Below are 25518 nucleotides of genomic sequence, written 5' to 3' on the forward strand. Positions count from 1 at the left end.
AATATTTTTGTTGAACCATAAATATTATATATATGAAAGGGGTGGAAAATTTTATGGCATTGGATAATATGACTTATCTTCAGGGTGCCTTCATACTAACATTAGTAAATCTTATCACAGGAATACTATCCTTCATATATAGAATATTCTTATCAAAATCCATAGGTGCTGAGGGTATGGGAATCTATCAGCTGATCATGCCTCTTTACATGCTTTTCATCCAGTTGGTGTCTGGCGGTCTTTCTACTTCAATATCTAAGCTGGTTGCGGAGAATAAGGCCAAGCACAATTATTCCAATATTTATAAGACTATAAAGATAGCTGCTCTGATATCAGGATTATGGAGTATAACTTTCAGCTGTCTTATTGCATTTAATGCGGATTTCTTGGCAAACAGTATTTTAAATGACGAACGAACTTTTTATTCAGTGATTATATTCTCTCCTGCTATAATCTTTATTGCTTTAGCAGCTGTACTGAAAGGCTATTTTTACGGCACCGAACAAGTAAAGATTCCCGCACTTATTGATATTGCGGAAAAACTGATCCGGCTTGTCGTGCTGATAATAACTACAAATTATCTTATAGATTATGGTATAGAATCTGTATGTGCAGGAGCTATGACGGCCATGGTGACAGGAGAACTGCTCAGCTTGTTCCTGCTTTACATAACCTATAGAAGGAAAAAAATCATAATTGCAACAGCTATGAGAACAGACTCTGCCATGTTTATCATAAGCAATATACTAAAGATCGTTATACCCTTATCTATGAGCGGTGCAGTAAATACAATTTTAGATATGCTGGATGCGGCATTGATACCGGATCAATTGATAAAGGCAGGCTTTACCAGACAATTATCACTTTCATTATATGGCCAGTTGGCCGGTATGGTTTTACCTCTAATATATTTCCCCATGATAATAATCGGATCCTTATCAATAACTCTTATACCATCAGTTGCATTCTCTTTTACATATAAAAATTGGGCCGTACTGAATAAAAAATATAATGATTCTCTTACTATAGCTTCCATAATCGGCCTCGCTGCAACAATTGCCTTTATGTTGTTTCCAAAAGAGCTTTGCAGTGTATTGTTCAACTGCCCCCAAGCAGGCAAGCTGCTTTTTTGGTCTTCAGTTCCATGTGTTTTGGAATATTGGCTTTTCGTCTTAATGGCGATTATGAACGGTTTAGGTTTTCAAAGAAAGGTTTTAGAATCCACTATTCTTAATATAATGATAATGGTTGCCAGTATTATTTTTCTCATACCAATGCCTAAGTTAAATATTTACGGCTATACTATTGGTTTCGGGATAAGTTCGGCATCTGTAATACTGAGATGTCTATGGATAATAAATAAAAACACTCCAATTAGAGTCAATATCAAAAGATGCATTTTAAAACCAGTATTATGCTCCATTCCTATGTTAGCATTTATTTCACTGGCAAATTCTCATCTTACTTCATACACAAATTTCAGATACAATATGATACTTTCTTATATATTGGGTTCGGTTATATACGCTATTATGCTGCTTGCTACAGGAACAATAAAGCCAAATCAGCTTTTAAGTGTAATAGGTTTAAAAAAGCCTGATGCATAACACGCTAAACTATAATAGTTCATCATTATCAACGTTAAAGTAGGAACTACTATAACGGCGTCAATCAAACCATGTATCATAATGGCTATGCTGCTTCCAATCGCACCTAAAGCTGCAAACCTTTCCAAGCTATCAAAAGTATTTTTAACGATTTTCACTGATCCTGGGATCAGGCTAAAAAGTATATTAACAAATGATACCAATCCGATAATCCCTGTTTCTGCCGCAAAATGCAAAAAAATATTATGAGCGTGATAAACAACACCCCAAAGCTTTGAGGATGCCTGACTCAGCGAATACCATAACGTTCCAATACCATTGCCGACAAGAGGATTCTTCATGAAAATAAGAAGACTGGTACGCCATATCTCAATTCTGTAGACACTGCTGCTGTCATTGTTTATTCTTGCAATATTTATTCTTTCATAGCCTGCTCCGTTATTGAACAGCAGAAAAAGTATGATCATCGAAGCGCTGTATAATATAAATCTGCTGTCTTTTTTCAAAGCATACATTATCACCAGTGCAACGATTAAGGATATAAACGCTCCTCTGGAATATGTAAGTATAAGGCAAAAAGAGCATAGGATCAAAGAAATATACTTCGAGTGCTTATCATCCATATAAATAATCCAGGACAGTATAAAACAAATATTTATGACTAAATAAGCCGCAAAAATATTAGGATTATACAAAGTTGAATAAATCCTGGTCAATGATGATAAAGATTCACTATACCCCGTCCAATGCTCATTGATCTCTAAACTTCCGGTTAAAAACTGGAACAAGCCGAATAAAGAAGTAATTATTGCCATATAATTCAACACATTAAACAAGCTTCTGATGCCTTTACTCTTTAGATAATACTGTACCATAGAATAGTAAAGAGACTGCAGAATTACAAATACTAAAAAAACAGCGCTTGATACAAAAATTTTTGAAAACAAAGCAGATAGGGATATAGATGCTATTAACAAAAAGAAAGGCTTGTTTTGTATAATCGGATTCGACAATTCTTTGATTCTATCCGAAGCAATGAATGCTATCAGCAAGCCCAATACTGCAAGATAACCTAAAGGCGGTACTATAATGCCCGCTGCTAAGGCAAATAATATAAATGATGTTAAAGTTTTTCCCATATAGATTACTCTGCATTAAAAAAGTATTTATTTATATCATCAATTATTTTTTTTAACCGATCCTTATCTGCATAGAAATATTTAATATTGCGCAGCTTTTCTTCTTTTACAAGACCTGCCTGCTTTAGTACTTCAAGATGATGGGATATAGTGGGAGTTGAAATCCCTATTATATCCGACAAAGCTTTACCATAGCTTTTACCGTTCACCAAAATCCTTAATATCTCCATCCTGGATTTATCATCTATCACTTTAAGAAGGCTGGAAAGTTCATCCAGCAGTGCTTCCTTCTTGTCCCGTGTAACCCTGCAATCAAAAACCACATAAAGCTTATCGTCAGAATATATCCTAATAAGCCTGGGCGATACAAAATAAGATGGTATAATGTAATATTCCCTATAGCCGCTGAAAACCCGTTTAGGCTTTCCTGTGATCTTCTCCAATACCACTTCGATAGCATCCTTGCCAATAAAATCATTGACATAGGAAACCCCTTCCCCAAGCCTGTCCGCTCCTTGATCCAGCCTGTCAAGAAATCCCTTTTGATAAACAGCTTTTAAGATTGCTACTGCTTTGTTCTTTATTTCTTCAGGATTATCGAAGAAATTCATCAGCATATCTTCTTCTACAATCCATTTAATTTTTTCCTGAATCTTATATCTTTCATTTTTATTGTTAAAGGCTTTATTTATTCTTTCCTTGTCTATGCTTTCATTTAACAAATAATAGAAAAAATCCGCTTTATCGGAGTTATCAATATAGTAAATAAAATTTTCTATACTCAGCAACTCTTTGCTTTCAAGCACATAATTGAGAAACTCTATGCCTCCATTAGGGTAATGCCTTATATTCTCCAAGGCCTCAAGTTCTTTTGTTCCGAGCATTGATATCATTTCTTCCGCCCACTTTATCTCATATTGATGATGAGCAGGATCTGTAAGTAAATGCACTGCGCAAACCAATTCTATGACAGGTGAATAAAAGACCTTTATCTCAGGAGCCCTTAAATCACCATAAATCTCCATAGGCATAAAAATTCCCCCTAAATTAGATAGAAATCTAATATAATAATATCAACAAATCATTTTCTATACAATACCATATATTCTATATGAGAGACCTTAATCTTTCTACTTCTTGATCTGTCAACTCCCTATACTCGCCCGGCATCAAAGCTTCATCCAAATTCAAATTGCCCATGCTCAGCCTTTTAAGATAGACTACCTTTTTATCAACAGCTTCAAACATCCTTTTTACCTGATGATATTTGCCTTCCCTTACTGTAATATTGACCCTTGAAATTGCAGCCTCCTCCAATATTTCCAAATCAGCAGGCAAAGCTTTGTACCCATCCTTTAAGGTTATGCCTTTTCTAAACAATTCAACGTCTTTCATGCTGACCCTGCCGGCAACCTCTGCAAGGTATACCTTGTCAATATTCTTTCTGGGGGAAGTTAAGCCGTGATTCATCCCACCGTCATTTGTAAGTATGAGCAAGCCTTCTGTATCCTTGTCCAGCCGTCCTACGGGGCTTGGGGAGAAATTCAGATGCTCTTCATCTATCAAATCCAATACTGTAGTCGATCTTGTATCTTCAGTTGCCGTTATGACGCCCTTGGGCTTATTCATCATTAGATATACGTATTTTCGATAGCTTATTACAGATCCATTTACCTTTATTGCTTGCTTTTCAGGATCTACCTTAATCTCTGCGCCTGTCACAACAGCATCATCAATTTCTACTGCTCCGCATTTTATCAGCTTTTTTACTTCTTTTCTGCTGCCAAATCCCATATTTGCCAGCACCTTATCCAGCCTCTGCATATCATCACCCATCTTTATCCTCCAAAGCGACTTAATACATTTAGTATATTCAACAAGGTTTTATCAATTCCCTTCTATGATGAGCAGAAATATATCTCTGCAGAAATAAGTCTGGAACCAAAAATAGTAAGCCTTTCCATCAAGAAGATTTTCACTAAATCAGAATAATAGGTTAACTTAAATTGAGGTTCCCAATAGAATTCCTGCAGAGATACATTAACGCCTCTTCCCTCATTCGCAGCTAATTATAAAGTTTAACATATGCATGCTTTTTATTATATCTATAACTTTTTCACAATATTGAACATACTATCAAGCAATGTCCAGTTTTGCACAAAGGGCTCACCTAATACCCAGTAGCTAATGCCCTTTAAGCCCATGCTTGCAGCCAATTTGTTCTTTGCTTCCATGCTCCTTGCATCCTCAAACCAAACTTCATGACTGACTCCGCTGCTATCAATATAGTTAAAATGAGGGGATTGAGCTGTTTCATCATATTGGATCTCGGCACCAACACTTCCTGCCAATCTGACAGCTTCATCAGGACTTATCCTCTTAGCCCATTGACCGCCTGGAGTATATGGAAGAGACCAATCATAACCATATAGAGGTGCTCCCATCATTATTTTATTGCTTGGTATGACAGAAACAGCATAATCCAGAACTTTCTTTACCTCATTAATTGGTGCAACTGCCATAGGGGGCCCTCCGGACCATCCCCATTCATAGGTCATGATAATAACAAAATCAACTATCTCACCGTGAGCTCTGTAATCATGAGCGCCATGCCAAGCTCCCGTTGTTACATCAGTAGTTTTCGGAGCTAATGCAGTTGATATAACAAAATTGTTGCTATGAAGTTGGGGCGTTATTTTCCTTAAAAAATTGTTATAAAGCTGTCTATCACTCGGATCTATCCTCTCGAAGTCAATATTAAGTCCATAATAGCCCTTGTTTTTCATAGTTGCAATTATATTGTCAATTAGAGTTTGTTGTATATTCTCATTTGTCAATATTTCATGGGCTAACTGTGTATCAAAATTTCCGTTTCTAAAATTCGTAACAATCATCAAAGGCGCTACTCTATTGTTTCTTGCTACCTGTATTATAGCTTCGTCATTTATGTTGTTTAGCGTCCCATCAGGGTTAACCTGATAGCTGAAAGGACTTGCATAAGTCAGATATGGGGCTACTTCTGCAACATCCTGAGCTGCTTTCGCTCCTGCTTCCTGCTCTGCATATGCATTTATTTCTATATTTCCGTACCTTTTATCTTCACTTGGTATTCTAATCTGTAAACCAGGGTAAATCAAAGCAGGATTTGAAATTCTATTGTATTCTGCAAGTCTGGCAGCTGTGGTACCGAATTGGTTTGCTACGCTCCATAGAGAGTCTCCCGGCTTTATTGTATACACCGTTGACTCACCTGGTATTACCAAAGCCTGACCAACAACCAAAAAAGGCAAGTCACCAATACCGTTGGCGTCAATAATTGTGTTTACAGGGACGCCAAATTGCCTGGATATGGACCATAGGCTATCTCCCTTTTTTACTACATAAATAGTCATCTAAACACCCCTAACTAAAATACTTTTTGAATTCTTTTTAAACCTTATTATCATAATATTCATAGGAACAAAAACTGTTAAAAAGCTTGACTTTAGCATTGAATGAAGTCTAGCTCAATATATATATGAAAATTTCATATAAGCCGAAGGAACCATTGATATGCTATAATATGGACAATTATAATAATTAGGAGGTACGGATTTGAATAGAGAACGTTTGATTTCAACTTTCTTTGATATTGTAAAGGTCAACAGTGTGAGTAAAGATGAGAAAGCTTTGGCTCTCAGATTGAAAGCGATGCTGGAAGAAATGGGCTTTGAAACTATAATTGATGATGCGCATATAAAAGCGGGTTCAAATACCGGTAATCTCATAGCTAAAATATCCGGAAACAAAAATGTACCTGCTATGATGCTTGCAGCCCATCTGGATACGGTAAACCCGGGGCTTAATATAAAACCCCAAATAATCGGTGATGTCATCACAAGCGACGGAACTACCATTTTAGCAGCAGATGACAAAGCCGGCATTGCGAGCATTCTTGAGGGAGTAAAATCTGTGATTGAAAAAGATATATCTCATGGCGACATTGAAATAGTATTTACAATATGTGAAGAAATCGGCCTTCTGGGTGCTAAATATCTAGATCACTCTATTTTAAAATCAAAAACCGCATTCGTTTTTGACAGCAGCGGCGACGTAGGTACAGTCATTGTTCAAGGCCCTGCACAAAAATTAATAAACGCCAGAATAGACGGTAAAGCTGCCCACGCAGGGCTAAGTCCGGAAAAAGGAGTAGATGCGATTGTAACAGCATCCAGAGCTATAAGCAGTATGAAGCTCGGCCGCATAGACAAAGAAACAACTGCTAATATCGGCATAATACGCGGAGGTCATTCGACCAACATAGTATGTGATCTTTTAAACTTGGAGGCAGAAGCCAGAAGCCTGGATCCTAAAAAACTGGATGATCAGGTGATCCATATGATTAAATGTCTTGAAGATGCCTGCAACGATGCTAATGCAAAGTTGACGATTGACACTCAGGATTGTTATACCGGGTTTTCTATCGACAGCAGCGACCCTATATTGAAGATTGCCGAGGCTGCAATGAGGAGATCAAATATAATCTACACTCCAAAATCTACAGGCGGCGGCAGCGATACCAACATTTTAAACAAAGCAGGAATTAAAGCTGTGACTCTAGGTGTCGGAATGAGCAACTCACATAGTACTGAGGAATTTATAACTATTGACAACTTAGAAAAAGCAGCTCTTCTGGTTGAAGCCTTGATCCAGGAAATGAAATAAGAAAAGACAATTATATGAGCAGCGGCTAAATAGTTATCCGCTGCTCCATTAAATTAAGCCAAATTGCTCATCTTATTGAACTTAAACTATATAATCTTCAGGCATTTTTTCCGGCTCTGCATTCAAAATGTCTTCAGGTACATCTTTAAATTGCTTGAAGTTGCTGTTAAAACTCTCAGCCAGATTATTAGCCTTTCTATAATATTCGTCAATGCTATACCATGTATTAGGGGGATTTAAAACAATATTTGGAACATTAGGGCATTCTCTTGGTATGGCAAGGCCAAAAATAGGATCAACAGCATAGTTTACCCCATCCAATTGCCCGTTCATTGCGGCTCTTACCATAGCTCTTGTATATCTAAGCTTCATTCTGCTTCCTATTCCGTATGAACCGCTTGCCCAACCGGTATTGACCAAGAATACTTTTACATCATATTTGTCAATCTTCTCACCCAACAGCTTCGCATAAACTTGAGGTCTGAGAAGCATAAAAGGTGAACCAAAGCATGTGGAAAAAGTAGCTTTTGGATCCACTATGCCTCTTTCTGTACCTGCCAGCTTGCTGGTATAACCGGACATGAAATGATACATGGCCTGCTCCTTGGTAAGTTTGGATATCGGGGGCAAAACCCCTGTTGCATCTGCAGTAAGAAATATTATGGTTTTAGGTATACCGCCAATACCTTCAAGTATTGAATTATCAATGTGCTCAACAGGGAATGCAGCTCTGGTATTCTCCGTATGCCTGTCATCATCATAGTCAGGCTCTCCGGTAGCATTATCTATTACAACATTTTCCAGTAAAGCACCTTCCCTGATAGCATTCCATATTTGGGGCTCGTTCTCCTGGGAAAGGTTTATACATTTAGCATAGCATCCGCCTTCAAAATTAAATACGCCTTTATCTGTCCATCCATGCTCATCATCGCCTATAAGTCTTCTATCATGGTCTGCAGATAATGTGGTTTTTCCTGTTCCGGATAAACCGAAAAACAATGTCACTTTACCATCCTGTCCAACATTGGCGGAGCAGTGCATGGGCAAAACACCCTTAAAGGGCAGCAGGTAGTTCATCACTGTAAATACGGATTTCTTTATTTCACCGCAATACTTTGTTCCGCCAATTAATACCATCTTTTTATCAAAATTAAGTACAATAAATACCTCGGAATTTGTTCCGTCTACCTTTGGATCGGCTTTAAAGTCAGGAGCCACAATGATGGTAAATTCCGGTTTAAAATCATTGAGTTCCCCTTCCTTAGCCTTTATCAACATTTGCTGGGAGAAAAGATTCTGATATGCAAATTCATTTATCACTCTTACCGGCATACGGTAATCCTTGTCTGCTCCAGCAAACCCATCAAAAACATATATTTCTTTTTCCTTAATATAATCTAAAACCTTAGAGCAAAGTCTGTCGAAATTATCCATAGTCATGGGCATATTAGCCTTATTCCAGTTTATGTGATGGTGTACAGATGGGCTGTCGACAATAAATCTATCATTAGGTGACCTCCCTGTATATTTGCCTGTATTAATGCATAAAGCACCGTTTTTTGCTATATAACCGTCTTCTTTTTCAACTGCAATGCCGATGAGCTGTTTGATCGGCAGGTTATAATGTATTTTGCTGCACTGGATTTCCTCTGCATCCATAGAAGCACATAGCCTGTTCAAGATTTTTACCCCCTAAAAAGCTAAAATTTATGTTTTTACCTTATATATTATATCATAATATAATATTTGTGCTATACTTTTTACGCAGTTATTATATAATCTCCCTATTTTATATTTCACTGCCATCTGTTATAATTATTTCTGGACTTGGCCACTGAATGAAGTCTCGTTCAAGAGGTGATATGCTATGGAAGAAAAAAAGCTTAATAGAAATTTGTCATTCTTATTTTTTTCGGTATATTGGGTATTCGCCTGCTATACCCCATTTTTACTGCTTTATTTGCAAGACCGCCGTCTTTCCTATATACAAATAGGCATTGTACTTGCCCTCAACTCAGCGATAAATATTTTATTTCAACCCTTATGGGGTTATTTAACGGATAAATACATAAGCATAAAAAAGGCTGCTTACATATCAGCGATCATAAGCGCTTTGGCTGTAATTTTATTTACTCTGGCGCATGAATTCTATGGAATCATGTTGTCCATTGTGCTTTTCGTTATTTTTCAAAGTGGCTTGCTTCCATTGATGGACTCTTTGTGCTATAAGATAGCCCATAACTACAGCAATATAAAATATGGGAAAATAAGATTGATGGGCTCTGCAGGCTATGCATTCTCTTCATTCTTTTTAGGCATGGTTATTGCCAGAACCTCCATTGATATAATATTTTATTTATATTCATTATTCAGCCTGTTTATATTGCTTTTCCTATCGAAATTGAATTTCCACGAAGAAAATACCCGACAGGAAAAAAGCAAAATAAAACCTTTAGAAGTGCTGAAAAACACCGGTTTTATGATATTCCTTCTTTCCGTTACAATCGGAAGTATTTCTTACGGAGCCAATAACAGCTACATAGGAGTGCTTCTTCAAGAAACAGGAGGAAGCACACAGAATCTGGGGCTGCTCTGGTTTATAGTAGCAATAACGGAAGTTCCTATTTTTTTTGTAATAAATAAATTGATTGCCCGAATCGGCTCATTGAATACATATTTACTGTCTCTGGCATTATTCTCAATTCGTTTTTTCTTATGCACTCTTTGGAAAAATACCGGCATAATAATAATGATTCAGTTCTTGCAGGGACTTACTTTTCCATTATTCATGGCAGGAGGCTTAGACTATTTATGCGGTCTGGTCCCTGTAGGAGCGAGGTCCTTCAGTATATCCTTGATGTCCGCATTGATATTCGGCTTAGGAGCTCTAATAGGCAATCTGGCAGGAGGTATCATAATAGATTCCTTCAGCATATTCTCCCTTTATAGAGTGATCTCCGCTGTATCCTTGATTTCTCTGGCAGTGGCATTAACCTTAAGGAAGCGTAAGCCACTGAAGAGAATGGATTAGTAGTTAAGAGTAAAGAATTAGGAATAAAAAGTAGGGTACGCCGCCCCCGGCATACTATGTTCCCAGTTCCCTATCTATCTTGGTAAAATTCCCCTCAATGTCGAAAGCAAGGCAGTATTTGCCGATCTATCCAAAACAGCCAATCTGAAATACTTGTTGGTGAGAAAAGAAAAGCCGTCTGGCGTCCTGATAAGTATACCATGGCATGCCAGCGCTTCACTCAACTTATATGCATCAAGCTCCTCATCAGATATTCTTAACAAATGGAAATTTGCTTTTGAGGGATATGTTTCTATACCTTCAAAAGCAGATAAGCCCTTGTAAAGAAAGTCTCTCTCGGATTTTATCCATGCATGAGAATTTATAATATATTCTTTATCACTAAATATACAACTCGCAGCTATTACAGCTCCGGTATTTACATTCCACGGATGCTGTGAATCATTGATTCTCTTATAAGCTCCATCATTGCAGGTCAGTGCGTAGCCCAATCTAATTCCAGGCATGCCAAAAAACTTTGTCGCAGCTCTTATAACAATAGTGTTGGAGAAGTCCAAAAGCTTTGGAACAAAAGAGCTATTGGGATAATCATCCGTGAACTCGATAAATGCTTCATCAATAATTAGAATACATTGCTTTTCTTCAAGCTTTGAAGCAATTTGCTCCAGCTTAAGCCTGTCAATTAAAAAACCGGTAGGATTATTGGGATTGCACAAGAGGGCTGCCGTGTTTTTTTCAACACTATCTATAAAAGAGTCAATATCTATTTTTGAAAAATCTTCATCATATGCAAAGATCTCATAATACTCTATTCTATTATTCAATGCAGCCTTCTTATATTCAGAAAAGGTCGGACCTATTGTAAATAGCTTGCGCACATCAAGGGCTCCCAAAATAGAATATATGATCTCTGCCGCGCCATTTCCTACAAGAATGTTTACACTCTTAGGCACATCTGTATAGCGCCTTATATTATCCTTTAAATCAGTGTAGCGAATATCAGGATAGCGGGTAAAACTATGTATGTTATCCATCAGGGCTTCCTTAAAGCTTTTAGGCACCCCGAGAGGATTGATATTAGCACTAAAGTCATATAGGATGCTTTTATAGTTATATATATTCCCTCCATGAAAATTCATCGTAAAATCCCCTTTATTAGCAGTTTGTAAATCTCTGTTGTGCTAACTGATAACGATTGCAGAGTTCCGAGGCTAAGAGTTTGTAAGCTTGTATAGGGTTGCTTCAAAACCAACAAACTTGAAGTCCCTTCACAACGCACTCTTTTATCAGTCAGGACCACTAAGGTGAATCGCTCCGCAGGAGCAAGGCTAATTTAAAATTATTCCAGTAAAATAACTATTCAAAATTGAAAAAATGATCAGTGAAATTATCCAGGCAGCATACATCAAGAAGATCATCTTTTCTATATCCTCACGATCGATATCCTTAAGCTTGTCTCCAATGCTTGGTTTAGCTACAATTTTCCCAAAGTATAAATTAGGGCCCCCCAGCCTTATTCCAAGTGCACCTGCAGCCGCAGCTTCCGGATATCCGCTATTGGGACTTAAATGATTGCTGCCGTCTCTGAGCACTATTCTGTACGAGTTTTTACAATCCAGTCCCAATACAAAGGCCCCACATATCATGAATATGGAAGTGAGCCTAGAAGGTATAAAATTCGCTATATCATCCAGCCTTGCGGATGCCCAGCCAAAGAATTCATATTTTTCATTCTTATAGCCTACCATGGAGTCCATTGTATTTATCGCTTTATAAGCCATTGAAAGAGGTGCACCACCTAAAAACATATAAAAAAGCGGTGCAATTATTCCATCACTTGTATTTTCTGATACGGTCTCTATTACAGCCCTGGAAATATCATTTTCATCCATATGAGCCGTATCTCTGCCAACGATGTATGAAAGAAGCCTCCTGCTTCCATATATATCATTGCCTTTGAGGCTGGTTATTATCTTTGAGGCTTCTTTTGCCAGGCATCTTCCTGCCAGACATGTATACAATATAAAAGTATTTATAAAAAGCTCTAAACCTTCTCCTATATAATTAGCTGCTCTTAGCAATATCCAGACAGTCATATAGCTGAAAAATACTGTAGATATAGTCAGCAAGATCCCTGCAAGCTTTAATGACTTATCATCTTTGCAGATCCTCCTTGCTATTTTCTCAAAAGCCGATATATATAAGCCTATCAGTCTTACAGGGTGAGGAAAGCCGTATGGGTCTCCAAAAGCTAAGTCGGCTAAATTAGCAATCCATATACTGATCATTAGTTCCTTCCTCCAGTATTTTATATACCTTTGCCATATCTAAGTTCTCCCTCACAATATCAGCCAGTATATCAAATTGATCTTTTTTATCCGTACTGTCATCGCCCTTATCTCTTAAATTGTCACATAAACTGTCTTCTTCAGGAAAGCTATGTACAAAATAGGGAACAACACCGAGAACCGGTACGTTTATTATATCTTCAAGCATTCTCAGACCTGGCTTCAGCAGTTCATAGCTTCCTCTGAATTTATTTATTATAACTCCTTTGACCCTTCTCTTCTCATCTTCATCAAGGAGCAGCATCGTACCTGCCAGTGACGCGAAAACTCCGCCCCTGTCTATATCTCCCACCAGCACAACTGGAGCCTTGGCGATCTTAGCCATGCCCATATTTACAAAATCCTCCCGCTTCAAGTTGATTTCCGCCGGACTTCCGGCTCCCTCAATAACTACGATATCGCTGCGTTTGGACAAATCTTCATAAATATCTGCAACCCTACCCTTTAATTGGGGCTTAAAAGAGAAATATTCTTCTGCGTTCATTCTTCTAAATGCTTTGCCCGATATTACGACCTGAGACCCCCTATCTGTTAGAGGCTTAAGTAAGATTGGGTTCATATCCACAGAAGGCTCTTTTTTGCATGCTTCCGCTTGCATAGCCTGAGCAACGGCCATTTCCAGACCGTCCTTGGTGATATAAAAGTTTGAAGACATGTTTTGAGATTTAAAAGGATTTACATTATAGCCATCCTGTGTAAATATCCTGCATAATGCGGCACATATGATGCTCTTGCCCACTGATGAGCCGGTGCCCTGTATCATAATAGATTTATTTTCCATCGTATCCTCCCTATTCAACAGAATTAATTTTTCTTATCGTACAATGGCCTTCTTCTATTTCGAGCTGGCTGTACTTACCGTGTTCAAAATGAAAATTCCAAAATCCATCCATACCTAAATTGAGCAAAAAGGATGCTATGACCTTCATGGGGCCGTCATGACTTATCAAGGCAACTTTTTTCCCTTTTTGCATTTCTAAAAGCTCTTGGGCAGCTTCAGAAACTCTTGCATAAAAATCTCTAAAGCTTTCTCCTTTTGCAGGATGCATATCCTTCCAGCTGTTCACGCCTATAGACCATTCTTCGGGATATTGCAGGCTTATATCTCTATGATGCATCCCTTCCCATAAGCCAAAATCCATCTCTTTGAATCTCTCTGCAATATTGATGCTCAAGCTTCTTCCGGAAGCAATAACGGCTGCAGTATCATAGCATCTTTTTAAAGGGCTTGTGATAATGCAATCCAGCTCCTTGGTCTTCATAATCTCTCTTAAGGCTTTTGACTGCTCCATCCCCAGGCTGTTCAAAGCCTCATCCCGGCTGCCTAAGAATACCCCTGCCTTATTTAGCTCTGTTTGACCATGCCTTATCAAATATAAAGTTACCATGAATATATTAACCTTTCCAATAAATATAAAGAAGCCATAAAGCTTATTTCAGACACCTCGCTTGCTGCACCCAATGTATCTCCGGTCATTCCGCCTATCTTATCATCTACAATTTTTTTGAAGGCCAAAACAAGGATAAGGCTCGGTATTAATACAGCAAGCATTTTCCATGAACCAATAAATAAAATTATTAAAGTCCCCGAAAGTATGCCTGCAATAAGCCGCTTTAAAGACATATGAGAATAAAAAAGCCCTCCCATGCCACCATCAGGCCTTGCGTATTTTGATATGCCAAACAATAGAAGAACAAAGGTTTTTGCTGCAACAGGCGCCAGTATAACAGCGGATGCTTTCGCACCATGGGAAAGCGTGTAGAGCATGCCGAACCTCAATAGAAAATCCAGTATTATTCCGATCACTCCATTGGTGCCGACTCTGCTGTCTTTCATTATTTCCAATATTCTTTCCTTGCTCCTCGCAGAAAACAAACCGTCGCAGGAATCGGCAAGACCGTCTATATGAATAGCTCCGGTTATGAAAATATTTGAAATCAACCAGAATATAATCCCCAATACTTCATTGCTGAAGGAGTTCGCCAAAGTATAAATTCCATAATTGAATAAGCCTACAATAAGCCCTACAAAAGGCATATAAACTATACCATTTGAAAAATCCTCATCCTTTGCATTAATGTTAATCTTTATCGGTATCCGTGTAAAAAATTGAATCATTAAAACTAAACTTCTCATGGCATCACTTTATCCTAATGGGTATGCCCGATACTGTCAGATATACCTCATCAGCCTTTTGACCAATAATCTGATTTATTCTTCCTGAAATATCCCTAAATGCTCTGGCTACAGGATTTTCCGGTACAATTCCCCAGCCCACCTCATTTGAGACAAGTATTGTATCTGCAGGCGACTTTGATATGGCCTCCAGCATATTGCCGATCTGAACTTTTATACTCTCTTCGGCCCTGTTATAATCTTCTATCTTTACATATTCCATATCATAATTAAAATATTCCAGCATCTGATTGGTTACCATGACCGTGATGCAATCCAGCAAGAAACAATCATATTCTTCCCCATGTTTATGTATTATCCCATCAATATCTTTAAAGGCTTCTATGGTACGCCATTCCTTAGATCTGGATTCCTTATGCTTTTTTATCCTGTCTTCCATTTCACTGTCAAAGGCTACGGCAGTGGCTATGTATATCACCTTTTCTCCATAGCTTTTTGCCATATTCTCTGAAAAACTGCTCTTCCCGCTTCTTGCTCCGCCTGTAACCAAAATACATTTGCCCATAAATATCCCTACCTTATATCGATTAAATAATCATTTTTTATTGAGGCCTCTTCAAAAGTTGCCATGTTTGTGATCACTTCATCAGCCGCCTCCAAAATATTGAAAGCTATGGCGCAGCCGCTTCCCTCACCCAGCCGCATATCCAGATTAAGCATAGGCTTTAATCCTAATATGTCTATTATTGTCTTATATCCGGGCTCTGCTGAACAATGAGAAGTGAACATATAATCCGCGGTCATAGGATTCAGCTCATATGCCAATAACGCGGCTGCCGCAGATATCAAGCCATCAATCAAAACAGGCAATCTATAATATGCAGCCCCAATAAAACAGCCTGCCATACCGCCTATATCAAATCCTCCGACCTTTGACAGCACATCTATGGGGTCATTTTTGTCCGGATTATTGATTTTTAATGCCTGGGTTATAATTTTCTTTTTGTTTTCAAAACCTTCTCCCGTGAGACCGGAACCTTTGCCTACAACCTCATCCGCATCGCATCCTGTAAAAGCCATTATAATAGCGCTTGAGGTGCTCGTGTTGCCTATCCCCATCTCACCGGTGCCTAAAACCTGCGCCCCTTCCCGGAAGGCTTCTTCAACCATATTTATGCCTGTCTCTATAGCCTTTAAGCCCTCTTCTCTCGTCATGGCAGGGCCTTTGGCCATATTCCATGTGCTTTTCCTGATTTTCCTTTTATATAAGCCGGGATAATCAATATCTGCATTGATTCCTATATCAACAACCTTGAGCTTGGCTCCTGCATGCTTCGCCAATACCCCCACACCTGTAACCCCTCTTATGAAATTGATCGTTTGAATTGCCGTTATATTCTGAGGGCAGCTGCTCACTCCTTCTTCTACTACACCATTATCTGCCGACATTATTATAAGCTGCTTATTGGTCATAGGATTGCTGATCTTGCCTGTTATGCCTGAAAGCCTTATTGCGATTTCTTCTAATTGCCCTAAGCTTCCTAAAGGTTTCGCCAGATTGTCCAATCTTTCTTTTGCTTTAATTTTGGCATGCTCATAGCTTCCTTCTATGCCTTCCAGTATTTCATTCAAATCCTTCATTCAAACCTTTCTCCTTAAATCAAAATAAAAAACCACACCTGCAGTGTGGGAATATGAAAAGATGATCATCCCCTCCCTCCGAAGGTTGAAACGATAATTGGCAGGTTTCCTGGCTCATGGTTCATCTTACTCTCCTGCCTTCTCGGTTCCCCAATGGCATAGTCGGATTTCATCCCATATACAGTAGCGGGGGCTGCAGCAGGTTTTAACTGCTTTCCCTTTTAACCTCATGCATTCAATATATGCCTAAGGCACCAAAAATGATATTCTATTGCTCTAATTATAATGTTTTTAAAAAACTGAGTCAATCTATTAATTCGCTTTGGCGTTCATGCCAGCCTGCCCGTATCACCCGTATATGAATTCCAATATATCATTAGCATATTTTTTTGTAAACTCATATCCCCTTTCTATCATCTCAGGAGCTCTTTTTGTCTCCAATATTGAAACATCATATATACCGGGATTTAGAATCAGTATTTCCTTTTTATTTCTGACATGCCTCAAATTCCTTTTTCTGAAGCTGCTCAAATCATCAATCCCATACTTCTCTTTTTTCAATGATGTGATTGTATAACTAAAAATACTTAGAGATTGGGATGCTATCTCAAAAATATTGTCTATGCCCTTCTTTAATTGCCCGTTATATCCCAGATCATAGCATAATATTTTATCAGCGCCCATGCTCATGATTATTTCAAAGGGCAGATTATCCTCTAATCCTCCATCCACCAATTCAAGAGAATAATCCCCGATTTTTTTTGGGCAGAATATCACAGGTATTGATATGCTTGCTCTTATGGCCTCCGATATTTTGATCCCATCGATATATAATGCCTTCTCATTCTCTTGGGGCACCTTCCGGCTGACAAACATTACAGTCCTGCCTCTATTGATATCCACAGCTGGTATAGCAAGAAATATATCTGCTTCATGCATCTTTTTACCATTCAAAATTTTATCTATTGTTTTTTCAATCCTATCGCCTTTAATAAAGCCGCTTAACGTTCCTTCTGCATTTTTATTTGCAATAAAATTCCCTATGGCTTTAAATATCCCCTTATAATCTATATCAATGATCTGCGAAATATTCTTCAATGCTAACATTTCCATATCTTTTGGAGCTATTCCTGCTGCATATAACCCGGCAATGATGCTTCCTGCACTGCAGCCTGAAACCATCTTCGGTTTTAATCCATATTCCGTCAAACAAGTTAAGGCTCCTATGTGAGAAAGCCCTCTGATTCCACCTCCGGAAAAAACTAAGCCCAATTTCATTTCTTAAACCCCCTATATTTAAAATAGATAATTATTAATAAGTCCAAAATTTATAAAAAGACTTGTAACACTTTAGGTCTGAAAAAATATTATGGTATTAGAGGTGAACAACACCTGAATCAGCAGGTGAAGGGCACCTACAATTGGGAGGTGAAGCGCATATGGGTAAAGACTGCTGCAAAAAAGAATGTAAGGATTACGACAGAAGAGAATGCAAAGAGTTCAGAGTAAAGAATTTTCCTGATAGCATAAGAGAGCTTCTCTGCTTATTGGCAAAAGATGATGAGAATAGGGTAACTGCCATACTAAAAAATACTTGTGAAGACTGCATTTTGGAAGATGCATGCCTGGTAGCGGTAATAGGTGATTTAGCAGTATTCCGTTATCATGATAAATTCAAATTTGTAGATATGGATTGCATCTGCTCTATCATAGTAGATTGCGAAACAATATTAGATGAACTTCTGGAATCAAGTAATCAATGCAAATGCTAACAAGATAGGCATTCATGTAACAGACTATTAATAAATCCGGCTTCTCAGCCGGATTTATTAATAGTACATCTTTCTATCCAAATGTTCCTGAACCAGACGCAAAGTCTCACCAAACCTCTGGAAATGAACGACTTCTCTCTCTCTTAAAAAGCTTAAGGTCTCAATCACACCCCTATCATTGGTGGATTGGATCAGATGCTCATATGTGGTTCTGGCTTTTTCTTCTGCTGCCATGTCTTCATGCAGATTTGCTATAGGGTCTTCAATAGCCTGAATGTATGCTGCCGTCCATGGTACGCCGGATGCATCATGGGGATAAAGGTCCCTGCCGTGCTGAACATAATGAGCTCCCAGGCTTGCTTCCTCCAGCTGCTTTGGAGTTGCTCTTTCTATAATTTTATATATCAAAGTCGCAATTATCTCCCAGTGGGCCAATTCTTCTGTGCCATTATGTTATCCCTTATAATAATAAGATAGGGCATATAGTGAAAAAAAGACCAAAATAAATGGTCTTTTTCTTTTATGTAGGCACCTAATATAGCCTCCTATCTAAACTAATCTTCATCATCTTTTTCTGTTTTTGATAAATATCTCCATACAATATTGGCAATTCTCTGCTCAATTTGTTCTATCTCTTTAGGAGATTTAAAAGAATCATCACAAATTAAAACTTTTGTATTGCCGAATTTATATTCTTGAACTACAGTCATTTTACTCACTCCTGTACATCATATAAACTTCTTAACTTCCTTTTTATTTATATATTAACACAATATAGTATAATGAATTAAAAAGGGGGTTATTTTATGTTATCATTTATGGTTAAGATTATTAATATTTGTGTAGGCATTTCTGTATACTTTGTTATATTAGCGCCTTCAGCAACAATTTATTATGCAAGCAAATCAGGTTTTAGTGATTTAACCTTATATATTGTTACTTTTATATACCATGTTTCATTACCTACACTGTTAGATCATATTAAAGGGAAGCAAATAAATGAAGATGATATTCTATTTAATACAATTTGGGGAACTATAGCCAGTATTCTTGTTATATTAATTGGTTTTAGTTCTTATGACCCTTGGTCTACTAGAGTTATAATCAGTTCAATAGCAGCTTATTCATTTTTTATATATAAAATAGCTATAAAAAAAGAGTAGCCAAATAGCTACCCTTCATATAATTTCGCCCATGTTTTGGCCCCTACTATGCCATCTACTACAAGTCCACGTGATCTCTGAAAATCTTTGACAGCTCCTTGAGTGATTATGCCGAAATCCCCATCAACCGTAAGCTTATACCCCAGGCTGTTCAGCATGTTTTGCAATATCCTAACCTCTTCACCCTTCATGCCATCCTTAAGTAATTTTGTGATACGCGGTTTTTCTGCGACCTGCCACCATCCTTCATTACCGAATGAATCATTCAGGTCACAGGTAATGCCGCACACTTTTACACCGTTTTTATACTGATATACATTTACATGGCTTGATAGTTTTCCACGGGACCAGGCATATGTCTGCCAAAAATGTGTGCATGCTTTGCGCCTTGCCATTTCTTCTACTATGGCAAAAGAGCCGTATACACCCACCGCATAACCCGGGAGCTCTGCAAATGCATTCCTTAAATATGCTTCTATGATATCATATTCTGCCAGTTGAGCATCGTAATCCACTGCAAAATAAACTGCGCTGCCGACAGGCTGTCCTACAATCTTAGTTTCCTTCAATGCTGCTATTCCATCTGCCCTACCTGCTTCCGAACCGCCTTTTGCCCTATCTGCAGTTGTCTCATATACGCTTACAATCTGCATGCCGGCAGCTGTTATTGCCTCAGCCTCAGCTTTTGTTATTCTCTTTGACCTAAGCCTTTCAGGTACCAGGTACCGGCATACAAACTGTATTCCATTATCCGCAAGCTCTTTAGCTTTTGCAGTGCTTAATGGTGTTCTAAAATCTAAACCCTTCATCAGGCTTCGCCCTCTTCCTTTGGCATAGGTACGATTCTCCCGGCTTGATCCTTAATAAGTCCAAAGAATTGCAGTAAAAACTTTGGTGACGGCACCCCTATAAGCATCAAATTTCGAATATTACTAAAGCCCTCCGTACCAATTAAATATACTGTTACAGCTATACCAAACAAACTTTTGACCGGTAGTTCAATACCTGCATTCTGAGACAAATAAACAATAATAAAGTCTATCGAAAAACCAATAACCAATACTACAGCATACAGAAGCTTCTTTACAGCTCCCCAAATCGCAATCTCTTTGTCGAACTGCTTTTTTGTTTTAAATGCTGCCAGAATCCCTAAGATATAGTCCATTATTATGAACATGGTGAGGATTACAAGCAACTCATTAAAACAGCCTGACAGGTAAACAAATACCGTCATTATAATACCGAGTAAACTCTTTGTTCCTGCATATTCTTTCATCAGAATCACCCCTTCATATTTGATTACGCCATCATAATAGCACAAAAATAAAAAGCGCTCGTCTATGAGCGCTATTCGCCAACTAATTCACCATAAAACTCCAATGCTTTCTTTAAATCTTTCTGCTCTTCAGGAGTGAGCCATACAACAAATCTTTCTAGCTCTTCATTATTTAAGCCATAAATTGGGCTCATAGTGTTGAGACTTGTTGCGAGGCCCTTTGTTGTGCCACCATCTTCTATAAAATATTTTTTAAGATACTTCTCTGCTGCTTTCTTATCTCCATATTTGAGGCTTAATTTGAAATAGTACAGATCCTTTGACTTTTCGTTATCACTATAACCATAAGACGGAGCCTGCTTTAACTCTTTCTGTTCAAACTTGGCTTTAAGGTCGAGTATTCTATAATAAGCGGATTTCTTTGGTTCAGATTTATAGATAAAAGCCTTGTACCAGCTTTCCAGATAAGACTCATTTATCGGCAGACCTTTTATTCTTTTATATTCTTCACCCACTCCAAGACTGCTTGCAATATACTCTTCCCTATCCCTTATTCTTCTTGGTTCTCTTATATCAGGGAAATATGATTGTTTTGACAAAAGCTCTGCAGGAGTCTTGAGAAATGGCGCCAATCCTTGTACCAATTTATTAAGTGGAGATATTGCCATATCTGACACTTGCTCACCTGCTGTTTTTCTGCCTAGTTTCAGATTCTTTACGTCCTGTACCAAAGTATCAAGGCCAAACCATTCGAGCAAATCATTGAGTGAACCAAGCCTTGAAAAGTATAAGATTTCGCCTTTATCATTTCTTCCAAGCGTAATATGCGGAGAACTTCTTATGCTCTCTGGGAGCTCCTCCTCTTCATCATGCATTACAATACTGTTCCAGGCCAGAAGCAAAGCGCTCAACGCTCCTACCCTTATTGCAATCTTGCCTAGCTGCAGCACTGTTTTAGCTGAAACATATCCGGATAAGCCAAGGGATTTCTTAAACTTATCTCCGGCTGCCTGCTGTAGCTTAATGTCATTGACAGCATTTTCAACTATTCTTTTGTATCTCTTAAAGTTGACTTCATTCCATGAATAAAAGGGAATTAAATACTTCCTCATAGCCTGTCCAAATTCGGTTATTTCATCATATGCTCCTAGTGCATCCTTGCTTAGCTGATAAGCTTTATCTTCTACACTCTTTAGGCCATCAATTATTTGGGGATTTGAAGCTCCGTAACCTTTTGGTTTGCCTCCGTTTTCTTTGATTTGGTCCTTGAAGTACAGATATGAAGCATATCGCATCAGACCTTCTCTATAATCAGTAAGATTTCTTGTAAACTCAAAGTAAGTATTGGGTATAGGTATTACTTTGCTCAATACACTTGCTTTAGCTTCTTTATTGTACTTTCTGAATATCTGCAAATCATTTACATCTGCAATTTCATTTGCATATAGAAGGCTCTGGAATCCCCCTTTATCTCTCCATTCAAGCAAGTCAGGACTAAAATTCATATATTTCATTGCGTCATACAGTTCTTTTACAGCTCGTGTAACATATTTGGGATTCATGGAGCCAAACCCACCTGAAGCTATAAGCCCATCAAGATCGCCGGTTATATTTCTTATGTTATACTTGATTACCTGCCTGGGATTACCCGTCAATACCCAACCCTTCCAGTACTTTAATGGCACACTTACTATCTTGCTCACAGCATTTTCATCTTTTACAGTGGAGTTATACACGCTATCCAATGTCTTTGCTATGCCTTCGGGGATAACATATTCTTTCAAATTCTGTCCCACTGCCAGCACCTTCCTCACTTTAAGGTCTGATGCTCCTAAATCTTTAAAGTATCCTGTCAATAGAGCCTCGGCCAGTTTATCAGTTATGCTGTTAGCTGAGAAAAATGTCTTTCCAACTATCGGCTGCCAGATTGTATATCCCTCTGGAATAACAGTTTCCCAGGAAGAAAAGTTCTTATCTAGAGTAGTCTGTATAAATTTCTTGCGATTGCTCACATTCTTTAATATTAAGGCGGCATCCAGATGCCCGGATACATCTTTCTGATTAATAAGTTTTGATACATAGTCAAATACTTTGCCGCCATCCGTTACATTGCGTATGCCCTTCCTTATTGATTCAACAGCTGAGGCATACTTACCGTTACCATCCCAAAGCTCTCCCTTCTCTGCTAACTTCTGCAGCCTTCCAAATCCTATAGCTATGTTTTTATTGTGCTCTTTCAATATTATTTCAGTTTTACTCATTTGTGTTGTTTTTTTCTCTTGTTCAATAATATCCTGAATAGCCTCTTCATTTAAGACATTCGCTTTCTTCTTTAGCTGCTCTTTGATGCTATAATTCTTTTCTATCCTTGCAAGCATTTTGGCTGTTTCAGCGTCATTCAGCATATTGGAAAGCACTTCATATTCTGCCTGTAGGTAATTCTCATTGATGGCCATATGAGTACCTTCTCTCCTTTTTGTGAAACCACGATTCTTATTAACCTTAACCCTGCTGCCGGAGCCTGTTATTTTCTGAGAATTCATGTATTCAAGGACCTGGTGCCTGAAATAGTTTTTTCGGGTAAATCTATCTTCTGCATTGAATCCTATGTCAGACATAGCCTTGATATAATCATCCTTGATTTTCTCCATATGCTGTTCTCTTCTCTTTACCGCATTCACAATATTATCATTCAAGGCCGCCTTTAGCCGTTCATGCTCCAACTTTACATTATCCTCGGTCCATAGCCCAGGTAATGTGTGCTCTTGCTCTACCTCTTCCATTAGGTCATTTAAAAATACATATCTTTCAAAGCGGTTATATTCCTCATTCGATAGGGAGGCTCCTTCTCTATCGATTATATCCCTTATGACTCTTGCCGCTTCATCTGCGGTCATGGCTTTGATCTTAGGATACCTTACCAATTCTTTTATTATCTCTGCATTTTGAGCTGATGGTTCTATATCTTTGTAGGCCCTAGTAAATTGACGTTTAAACAAATCAGCCCATTCAGATATTTTTTCTACATGTGTTTTCTTATTAAGCTTATTCTCCTTATGCTGCTGTTCAAGCTCAGGATCCGAATAAGTAAACTCCTTATCTATGGAAGCATATTCCCTCATTCCTGGAGGAACTATTCCAAGCTTTTCACTCTCCGGAGTTTTTCCTTGAAATTGTGAAGGCATTTCTTCAGGTTTATTCTCTGCAATACCTTCATCATAAGAAAGGTTATCAGGCATATTCTCTTGTACATTTTTAAGCTTGGCAAATACTCCAGTATTTTGCGGAAGATTTGCCTCCTGCTGGTCTGATAATATATTTGTATCGCTTATGCCATCTTCTAAGTTTATAGGGGGTTTTGTGGGCGAATTTAAAGGCATATTATTGTTTGCATTATCCTCTGTTAAGGCTTCATTTTTTAGTTTCGAAAATACTCCTCCTGAAACATTTTGATTAGCCTCCAGATTTTCTATATCTTGGTTCATCAAAACCTTTGCTTGTTCTATAGTTTTATTATCTAATGGCTGGCCTGTCTCAATCTTATTTTCAATAAGTCTCCTTGAAGCAGCATATGCAGGTAAACCTAGCGCTCCAAGTACAACACTCATAGCCACACCACCATAAAAGGCAGAGCCCATTCCCTTGGGATCTATTATTCCATCTTCACCGTATAAAGGAGTATTCTTATCATATGTCATCTTCTTTATGGTCCCTGTTATAGGTTCAACAATTACCTCTTGTAGGCCTTCCTTCAAAGTATTGGACAGCCATGCTAAGCCTAACTTTCCATACTTGCCAATAAAATTCTTTGAACCGCTTTCAATGAGTTCTCCGGCACCAAGTTTAGATACGGTATCCAATACACCTTCCACAACCGGAGCCTCTGTTGCCATCTCAGCAATACCGCTTAAGGTTCCATATAGGACCTGCTGGGTATAAGAAGCTCCTTCCTTTTCTGCATCTCTGGCATATCCACCGGCGGCAGATGCCCCGAAAGGAATCATCCTTGCTATCTCAGGCGCAATTTTTGCGGACTGCCCTAAGGCATTGCCCCCTCCGCCCACCCCGGCACCTGCAACACCAGTCATAAATATTGTGGGCAATGATTCAAGCCCGGCATTTAAAAAGTTCTTAAAACCCTTTAGCTCTCCTAATGATTGTCTTGTATCATTTGCCTGTTTCTCAAAATGCTCAACACCTCTATCCAATACCTTAGTCAATGGATCCTCTTCTTCTTTGTATAGAAAATCAGGAGTTATAGCATCCCAGGCTTTGCTTATACCCTTATGTACCATCCTAGGCACATTTATTGCCTGCATATTTGCCCTATTCATACCTGTTAGAAGTGACTTGCCTATTACTTCACCAATTCCAGGCCCAGGAGTATTTATTTCTCCTTTCTTACCTATGACGGCAGGTCTAAATCTCTGCCTGTCATTCTTTACACCAGTTGTTGTGATAGGAGGTTGAACTATCGGAGCATCGGCATTATATTGTTTACTTCCTATTCCTGCGCTTTCTTCTGCTGCTCTTCTTTCCTCTATTGCTTGGTAATTGCTTAGTCTATTTGATTCCACTTTATCGTAATCATTCATCATTTTATTTCTGCGGAATATACCTATAGGTTTATCATCAATATCTTTAGCCCTGGAAGAATTCCCTCCAGAGCTTTTAAGCTTTTCAAACACTCCCATAATTAC

At 38.3% G+C, this 25518-nt stretch carries 21 protein-coding genes, 2 pseudogenes and 1 riboswitch; of the genes and pseudogenes, 5 read left to right on the plus strand and 18 right to left on the minus strand.

Translation table 11 applies throughout. The features are described 5' to 3' along the window. The first annotated feature begins 53 nt into the window (after positions 1-53). Positions 54-1607, plus strand: a complete 1554-nt coding sequence (spoVB, locus tag AC4HCY_RS14290; RefSeq protein ID WP_491094446.1) for a stage V sporulation protein B — start codon at positions 54-56, stop codon at positions 1605-1607. Here spoVB and AC4HCY_RS14295 read toward each other — a convergent pair. The 4 genes from AC4HCY_RS14295 to AC4HCY_RS14310 all read right to left on the minus strand — a co-directional run bounded on the left by AC4HCY_RS14295 (position 1565) and on the right by AC4HCY_RS14310 (position 6138). After that, positions 1565-2746: an O-antigen ligase family protein gene (locus AC4HCY_RS14295; RefSeq protein ID WP_323430844.1), complete on the minus strand. Its 1182-nt coding sequence runs from the start codon at positions 2744-2746 to the stop codon at positions 1565-1567. The genes spoVB and AC4HCY_RS14295 overlap by 43 nt on opposite strands. Positions 2747-2751: 5 nt before the next feature. Then, positions 2752-3777, minus strand: a complete 1026-nt coding sequence (locus AC4HCY_RS14300) for an ArsR/SmtB family transcription factor (RefSeq protein ID WP_323430843.1) — start codon at positions 3775-3777, stop codon at positions 2752-2754. Positions 3778-3853: 76 nt separating this feature from the next. Beyond that, positions 3854-4570: a pseudouridine synthase gene (locus AC4HCY_RS14305; RefSeq protein ID WP_323430878.1), complete on the minus strand. Its 717-nt coding sequence runs from the start codon at positions 4568-4570 to the stop codon at positions 3854-3856. A gap of 281 nt (positions 4571-4851) precedes the next feature. After that, a complete protein-coding gene (locus AC4HCY_RS14310; RefSeq protein ID WP_323430842.1) occupies positions 4852-6138 on the minus strand; it encodes a glycoside hydrolase family 18 protein in 1287 nt (428 codons plus the stop codon). A gap of 202 nt (positions 6139-6340) precedes the next feature. Between AC4HCY_RS14310 and AC4HCY_RS14315 the strand changes: the two genes are divergently transcribed. Continuing rightward, positions 6341-7450 (plus strand): M20/M25/M40 family metallo-hydrolase, encoded by a 1110-nt coding sequence (locus AC4HCY_RS14315; RefSeq protein WP_491094447.1) that lies wholly within the window; start codon positions 6341-6343, stop codon positions 7448-7450. An 81-nt stretch (positions 7451-7531) separates the two neighbouring features. Here the strand turns inward: AC4HCY_RS14315 and pckA are convergent, their stop codons facing one another. Further along, positions 7532-9109 (minus strand): phosphoenolpyruvate carboxykinase (ATP), encoded by a 1578-nt coding sequence (pckA, locus tag AC4HCY_RS14320; protein WP_323430877.1) that lies wholly within the window; start codon positions 9107-9109, stop codon positions 7532-7534. A gap of 208 nt (positions 9110-9317) precedes the next feature. Between pckA and AC4HCY_RS14325 the strand changes: the two genes are divergently transcribed. Then, complete coding sequence (locus AC4HCY_RS14325; protein WP_491094448.1) at positions 9318-10481, plus strand: MFS transporter; 1164 nt, start codon at positions 9318-9320, stop codon at positions 10479-10481. 74 nt (positions 10482-10555) lie between these two features. Here AC4HCY_RS14325 and AC4HCY_RS14330 read toward each other — a convergent pair whose 3' ends face one another. The 8 genes and pseudogenes from AC4HCY_RS14330 to AC4HCY_RS14365 all read right to left on the minus strand — a co-directional run bounded on the left by AC4HCY_RS14330 (position 10556) and on the right by AC4HCY_RS14365 (position 17885). After that, positions 10556-11620 (minus strand): pyridoxal phosphate-dependent aminotransferase, encoded by a 1065-nt coding sequence (locus AC4HCY_RS14330; protein ID WP_491094449.1) that lies wholly within the window; start codon positions 11618-11620, stop codon positions 10556-10558. Positions 11621-11809: 189 nt separating this feature from the next. Further along, entirely contained in the window at positions 11810-12769 is a 960-nt protein-coding gene (cbiB, locus tag AC4HCY_RS14335; protein ID WP_491094450.1) for an adenosylcobinamide-phosphate synthase CbiB, read from the minus strand. Between the two features lie 103 nt (positions 12770-12872). Beyond that, positions 12873-13610: pseudogene (locus AC4HCY_RS14340) on the minus strand (cobyric acid synthase); the annotation flags it as partial. A gap of 10 nt (positions 13611-13620) precedes the next feature. Beyond that, positions 13621-14217 (minus strand): alpha-ribazole phosphatase, encoded by a 597-nt coding sequence (cobC, locus tag AC4HCY_RS14345; protein WP_323430837.1) that lies wholly within the window; start codon positions 14215-14217, stop codon positions 13621-13623. Further along, on the minus strand, positions 14211-14948 hold the full coding sequence (cobS, locus tag AC4HCY_RS14350; protein WP_323430836.1) for an adenosylcobinamide-GDP ribazoletransferase: 738 nt from the start codon (positions 14946-14948) through the stop codon (positions 14211-14213). Before cobS ends, cobC begins: the two co-directional genes overlap by 7 nt. A 22-nt stretch (positions 14949-14970) precedes the next feature. Then, positions 14971-15531, minus strand: coding sequence for a bifunctional adenosylcobinamide kinase/adenosylcobinamide-phosphate guanylyltransferase (gene cobU, locus AC4HCY_RS14355; RefSeq protein ID WP_323430835.1), 561 nt, complete (start codon positions 15529-15531; stop codon positions 14971-14973). Between the two features lie 8 nt (positions 15532-15539). Beyond that, on the minus strand, positions 15540-16607 hold the full coding sequence (gene cobT, locus AC4HCY_RS14360; RefSeq protein ID WP_323430834.1) for a nicotinate-nucleotide--dimethylbenzimidazole phosphoribosyltransferase: 1068 nt from the start codon (positions 16605-16607) through the stop codon (positions 15540-15542). 82 nt (positions 16608-16689) lie between these two features. Beyond that, positions 16690-16881: riboswitch (cobalamin riboswitch) on the minus strand. A 74-nt stretch (positions 16882-16955) separates the two neighbouring features. Further along, positions 16956-17885, minus strand: coding sequence for a patatin-like phospholipase family protein (locus AC4HCY_RS14365; protein WP_323430833.1), 930 nt, complete (start codon positions 17883-17885; stop codon positions 16956-16958). Between the two features lie 161 nt (positions 17886-18046). Between AC4HCY_RS14365 and AC4HCY_RS14370 the strand changes: the two genes are divergently transcribed. Then, positions 18047-18379: a hypothetical protein gene (locus AC4HCY_RS14370; RefSeq protein WP_323430832.1), complete on the plus strand. Its 333-nt coding sequence runs from the start codon at positions 18047-18049 to the stop codon at positions 18377-18379. A gap of 57 nt (positions 18380-18436) precedes the next feature. On the opposite strand, the pseudogene AC4HCY_RS14375 reads toward AC4HCY_RS14370, so the two are convergent. Both AC4HCY_RS14375 and AC4HCY_RS14380 read right to left on the minus strand, forming a co-directional pair. Further along, positions 18437-18826 (minus strand): annotated as a pseudogene (locus AC4HCY_RS14375) (manganese catalase family protein); the annotation flags it as partial. A 107-nt stretch (positions 18827-18933) separates the two neighbouring features. Beyond that, positions 18934-19089, minus strand: a complete 156-nt coding sequence (locus AC4HCY_RS14380) for a hypothetical protein (RefSeq protein ID WP_491094452.1) — start codon at positions 19087-19089, stop codon at positions 18934-18936. 96 nt (positions 19090-19185) lie between these two features. Between AC4HCY_RS14380 and AC4HCY_RS14385 the strand changes: the two genes are divergently transcribed. After that, positions 19186-19542 (plus strand): hypothetical protein, encoded by a 357-nt coding sequence (locus AC4HCY_RS14385; RefSeq protein ID WP_491094453.1) that lies wholly within the window; start codon positions 19186-19188, stop codon positions 19540-19542. 8 nt (positions 19543-19550) lie between these two features. Here the strand turns inward: AC4HCY_RS14385 and AC4HCY_RS14390 are convergent, their stop codons facing one another. The 3 genes from AC4HCY_RS14390 to AC4HCY_RS14400 form a co-directional block, all read right to left on the minus strand. Beyond that, positions 19551-20351 (minus strand): glycoside hydrolase domain-containing protein, encoded by an 801-nt coding sequence (locus AC4HCY_RS14390; RefSeq protein ID WP_491094454.1) that lies wholly within the window; start codon positions 20349-20351, stop codon positions 19551-19553. Then, positions 20351-20818: a phage holin family protein gene (locus AC4HCY_RS14395; protein WP_491094455.1), complete on the minus strand. Its 468-nt coding sequence runs from the start codon at positions 20816-20818 to the stop codon at positions 20351-20353. Before AC4HCY_RS14395 ends, AC4HCY_RS14390 begins: the two co-directional genes overlap by 1 nt. Before the next feature lie 71 nt (positions 20819-20889). After that, positions 20890-25512 (minus strand): hypothetical protein, encoded by a 4623-nt coding sequence (locus AC4HCY_RS14400; RefSeq protein ID WP_491094456.1) that lies wholly within the window; start codon positions 25510-25512, stop codon positions 20890-20892. Between the last annotated feature and the right edge of the window lie 6 nt (positions 25513-25518).

Source organism: Lutispora sp. QWL-02 (assembly GCF_058315355.1).

Excerpts from the sequence above, each read along its gene's own strand:
- AC4HCY_RS14400 (WP_491094456.1), bottom strand. The coding sequence starts at position 25,512 with ATGGGAGTGTTTGAAAAGCTTAAAAGCTCTGGAGGGAATTCTTCCAGG.
- AC4HCY_RS14370 (WP_323430832.1), top strand. The coding sequence starts at position 18,047 with ATGGGTAAAGACTGCTGCAAAAAAGAATGTAAGGATTACGACAGAAGA.
- AC4HCY_RS14380 (WP_491094452.1), bottom strand. The coding sequence starts at position 19,089 with ATGACTGTAGTTCAAGAATATAAATTCGGCAATACAAAAGTTTTAATT.
- AC4HCY_RS14295 (WP_323430844.1), bottom strand. The coding sequence starts at position 2,746 with ATGGGAAAAACTTTAACATCATTTATATTATTTGCCTTAGCAGCGGGC.
- cbiB (WP_491094450.1), bottom strand. The coding sequence starts at position 12,769 with ATGATCAGTATATGGATTGCTAATTTAGCCGACTTAGCTTTTGGAGAC.
- AC4HCY_RS14300 (WP_323430843.1), bottom strand. The coding sequence starts at position 3,777 with ATGCCTATGGAGATTTATGGTGATTTAAGGGCTCCTGAGATAAAGGTC.
- AC4HCY_RS14305 (WP_323430878.1), bottom strand. The coding sequence starts at position 4,570 with ATGCAGAGGCTGGATAAGGTGCTGGCAAATATGGGATTTGGCAGCAGA.
- AC4HCY_RS14330 (WP_491094449.1), bottom strand. The coding sequence starts at position 11,620 with ATGAATTTTCATGGAGGGAATATATATAACTATAAAAGCATCCTATAT.
- spoVB (WP_491094446.1), top strand. The coding sequence starts at position 54 with ATGGCATTGGATAATATGACTTATCTTCAGGGTGCCTTCATACTAACA.
- AC4HCY_RS14385 (WP_491094453.1), top strand. The coding sequence starts at position 19,186 with ATGTTATCATTTATGGTTAAGATTATTAATATTTGTGTAGGCATTTCT.
- cobU (WP_323430835.1), bottom strand. The coding sequence starts at position 15,531 with ATGGGCAAATGTATTTTGGTTACAGGCGGAGCAAGAAGCGGGAAGAGC.
- cobC (WP_323430837.1), bottom strand. The coding sequence starts at position 14,217 with ATGGTAACTTTATATTTGATAAGGCATGGTCAAACAGAGCTAAATAAG.
- AC4HCY_RS14325 (WP_491094448.1), top strand. The coding sequence starts at position 9,318 with ATGGAAGAAAAAAAGCTTAATAGAAATTTGTCATTCTTATTTTTTTCG.
- AC4HCY_RS14395 (WP_491094455.1), bottom strand. The coding sequence starts at position 20,818 with ATGAAAGAATATGCAGGAACAAAGAGTTTACTCGGTATTATAATGACG.
- AC4HCY_RS14390 (WP_491094454.1), bottom strand. The coding sequence starts at position 20,351 with ATGAAGGGTTTAGATTTTAGAACACCATTAAGCACTGCAAAAGCTAAA.
- cobS (WP_323430836.1), bottom strand. The coding sequence starts at position 14,948 with ATGATTCAATTTTTTACACGGATACCGATAAAGATTAACATTAATGCA.
- pckA (WP_323430877.1), bottom strand. The coding sequence starts at position 9,109 with ATGGATGCAGAGGAAATCCAGTGCAGCAAAATACATTATAACCTGCCG.
- AC4HCY_RS14310 (WP_323430842.1), bottom strand. The coding sequence starts at position 6,138 with ATGACTATTTATGTAGTAAAAAAGGGAGATAGCCTATGGTCCATATCC.
- cobT (WP_323430834.1), bottom strand. The coding sequence starts at position 16,607 with ATGAAGGATTTGAATGAAATACTGGAAGGCATAGAAGGAAGCTATGAG.
- AC4HCY_RS14365 (WP_323430833.1), bottom strand. The coding sequence starts at position 17,885 with ATGAAATTGGGCTTAGTTTTTTCCGGAGGTGGAATCAGAGGGCTTTCT.